The organism is Actinocrinis sp. (assembly GCF_035938995.1).
In the GTDB taxonomy this organism is placed as follows: Bacteria; Actinomycetota; Actinomycetes; order Streptomycetales; family Catenulisporaceae; genus DASZGI01.
Genome location: NZ_DASZGI010000415.1, coordinates 1 through 3,221 on the forward strand (window position 1 = coordinate 1; position 3,221 = coordinate 3,221).

The following is a 3,221-nucleotide window of genomic DNA, read 5'->3' on the forward strand; positions in this document are numbered from 1 at the left end:
GGAACGGCGCAACACGATGCAGTTCACCGGTGACACGCCCGCGACCTGGCCCATGCTCGCCTTCGAGGCCAGATTCGCGCCGGACGAGGCCGCGGCGGGTCTGAGCAACATCAGCAACGACATCGGCAGCTTCCACGGCGGTCACCTGGCCGACGACATGTACGCGCGATGGATGCAGCTCGGCACATTCCAGCCGGTCGACCGGATGCACTCCGACCACGGCGACCGGCTGCCGTGGAACTACACCGGCGCGGCGCAGGCCAGCGCGGAGCGGTTCCTGCGGCTGCGCGAAGCCCTGGTGCCCTACACCTACACCTTGGCGGCGCAGGCGAACGCGACCGGCGTGCCGATCACCCGGCCGCTGTACCTGGACTACCCGAGCCAGGACGCCGCGTACACGAACCCGCAGGAATACCTTTACGGCGACAACGTCCTAGTCGCACCGATCACCACCCCGGACGATGCGTCCGGCAACGGCTCGGTCACCGCATGGATCCCGCCTGGGACGTGGACCGACTACTTCAGCGGGACGACCTACACCGGCCCGAGCACTGTGACGATCACCGACCCGCTCAGCGCGATGCCGGTCCTGATCAAGGCGGGCGGCATCATGACCACCCGCACCGACTACGTGGACAACCAGCAGCAGCAACCGCTCACTCAGCTCACAGTCAACGTCGCAGCCGGGGCAGACGGCAGCTTCTCGCTCTACCAGGACGCCGGCGAGGGCACCGGCTATCAGGCAGGGCAGTCCACCAGCACGCCGCTCACGTGGCAAGACGCGACCAGGACTCTCACGCTGGGCGCCACCACCGGCTCGTACCCCGGCGCCGCCACCGCCCGCGCGTACACCCTGAGGCTCTCCAACACGAGCGCGCCGACCGCCGTCACCCTCGACGGAGTCCAACTACCGGAAACCGCCTGGTCCTACAACGTCAACTCGCGTACGGTCACGGTGACCACGGCCAGCCTGCCGGTCGGCACGAGCCACGCACTCACGCTGCTCGGGACCGCAGCGGGCAACCCCGTCAGCGGAGAAGCGCTGGGCGCGGGCGGACTCTGCCTCGCCGCACGCGGCGGGTCCTCGGCCGACCGGACCCCGGTCGAGCTGGACGCGTGCAACCACGCGGCCGGGCAGCAGGTCACCCCGCCGACCGGTGGCGCAGTGGGACTGCTCGGCTCCTGCCTGGACGCGGCCGGCGCGGGTACCGCGAACGGCACGCCGGTCCAGGTCTACACATGCAACAGCAGCGGGGCTCAGCACTGGACGCTTCAGTCCAACGGTGAGCTGGTGAATCCCGAGTCAGGGCGCTGCCTCACGGCCCCGGCCGGCGCCGGCGGAGTCCAGCTCCAACTTGCCGACTGCGCGGGATCCGCCGGCCAGGTGTGGAAGTTCCCGCCGAACCGGATCAGCGGTCCGGCGGGCCTGTGCGCGGACGTGGCCAATGCCGATCCCTCATCCGGCACCGCCGTCCAGCTCTATACCTGTAACGGCAGCGACGCGCAGCGCTGGTCCGCGCCGGGCGACCTGACCCTGCACGCGCTGGGCAAGTGCCTGGACGTGGCGCACGGCAACACTGCTAACAACACGGCAGTGCAGCTGTGGGATTGCAACGGCACCGGCTCGCAGACGTGGGTGACCCAAGCCAACGGCAGCCTGCTCAATCCGCAATCAGGCCGCTGCCTCGACGACCCCAACAACGCGGGTACCGTGGGCGACCTGCTGCAGATCTATGACTGCAACACCTCCGCGGCGCAGATATTCACTCTGGGATCCTGAGCGCCGCGCTCGCTCCCCGCAACAACGCACTCCCGCACTCCGGCCTCCCTCAAAGCCCGACAACCTCATGACTTCCCAGACCACATCTGGGCGCTGACTCACCTCGTCCTACCCGGTCTTCGTCGATCTCCATGCCCGACAAGACCGCCGCAGGCCGCTGCATGCAGTCCCCACAGCCCGGTGATCGATCGACTCTGGTTCAATCCCCGAGCCAGCCACCTGCGTGGACGCAGCATTCAGCACTCGCAACCTCCAACGAGAAGGACCTCCAGGCGATCAGGGATCTGCTGCCGGGCCGGCGTCGGCTTGTCCCGGGCATACGTCCCCCTGGTGGCCCCCGTGACCGGGCGGACACCGCCCGGTCACGGCTCTGTCGCCGCTCGCTCGGCAGCGTCGTGGTCCTCGCCGCTCGGCGGATCGCCTCGAGGCACGCTGCAACGATGACGCATGTCTCCTGCCGAGCCAGCAATCGCGGGAACAGCCAGTGACGGGTTCCACGTGGAACCCGTCACTGGCTCAGTTGGCGGAGATGGTCAGCCCATCGCCGCGATCAGGGCGTCGGTGGCCGACTGTTGGTTGGGATAGTTGACGCTGTTGAGCGGGCCGGCCCAGTACAAACCGGATTGGCCGTCGCCGTCCGTGTCCTTCGCGAGGATGGACGCCGCCTGGTTGCTCAGGAAGCTGCCGTACGCGGTCGTGCCGGTGACGTGCGCGAATTCGTTGAGATCGCGTACGAAGATCCCCTTGAAGGAGTATCCGTCGGAGGCGCACCCGTTCGGCTCGCACGGGTCGACGAGGATGCCGTGGGCCGTCAGGACCGTGGTGGCGGCGGTCGCGATGGCGTCACCGGTCGAGATGAGGGACGTGTCGCCGGTCGCTCGGTACAACTGGCCCAGCCCGGCAAGGATCACGCCCTGGTTGTAGGTGTAGGTAGGGGCGCCGTTGTTCCGGCAGGTCGAGAGGTTCAGGCCGTCGTTGATCAAATGGCTGGAGTTGATCAGACCGCTCTGTGCGAACCAGGCCCATTCCTGCCGTGCTCGGCTCAGGTAGGTGGTCTCGCCGGACAGCGCGTTGTGCAAGGCCCCGTTCAATTCGAGGTAGAGCTCGTTCGCGATGGCATTCTTGGCGGTCAGTGCGGTTGACCACCACACACCGCCGCCGCACGTACTGTCCCAGTACTGGCTCATGTAGTTGGCGTCGTACTCGGCGGCCTGGAGGTACGAGGTATCGCCTGTGTACTGGTAGGCGCGCAGCCACGCCATGCCCCACCAACCGGCGTCGTCCATGTAGCCGTCGGTGAAGTTCGATGATTTGTTGTCGCCATAGAGAATGGAAATCGCATAGGCGTAAGTCGAGTCGCCGGTCCGCTGGATGTAATCGATCAATGTCGTCAACGCCTGTGCGTCCTGCCAGCCAAGCGGGTTCGACCAGCTTCCGGTGA

General features: G+C 67.2%; 2 protein-coding genes. One reads left to right on the top strand and one right to left on the bottom strand.

All coding sequences use genetic code 11. From position 1 onward, the window contains the following. Window positions 1-1,780: ricin-type beta-trefoil lectin domain protein (locus tag VGZ32_RS28015; RefSeq protein WP_326889239.1), on the top strand; the 1,780-nt coding region annotated here is incomplete at its 5' end. A gap of 533 nt (window positions 1,781-2,313) precedes the next feature. Here VGZ32_RS28015 and VGZ32_RS28020 read toward each other — a convergent pair. Beyond that, window positions 2,314-3,221, bottom strand: a 908-nt coding sequence (locus VGZ32_RS28020) for a glycoside hydrolase family 76 protein (protein ID WP_326889240.1), incomplete at its 5' end; no start/stop codon positions are given.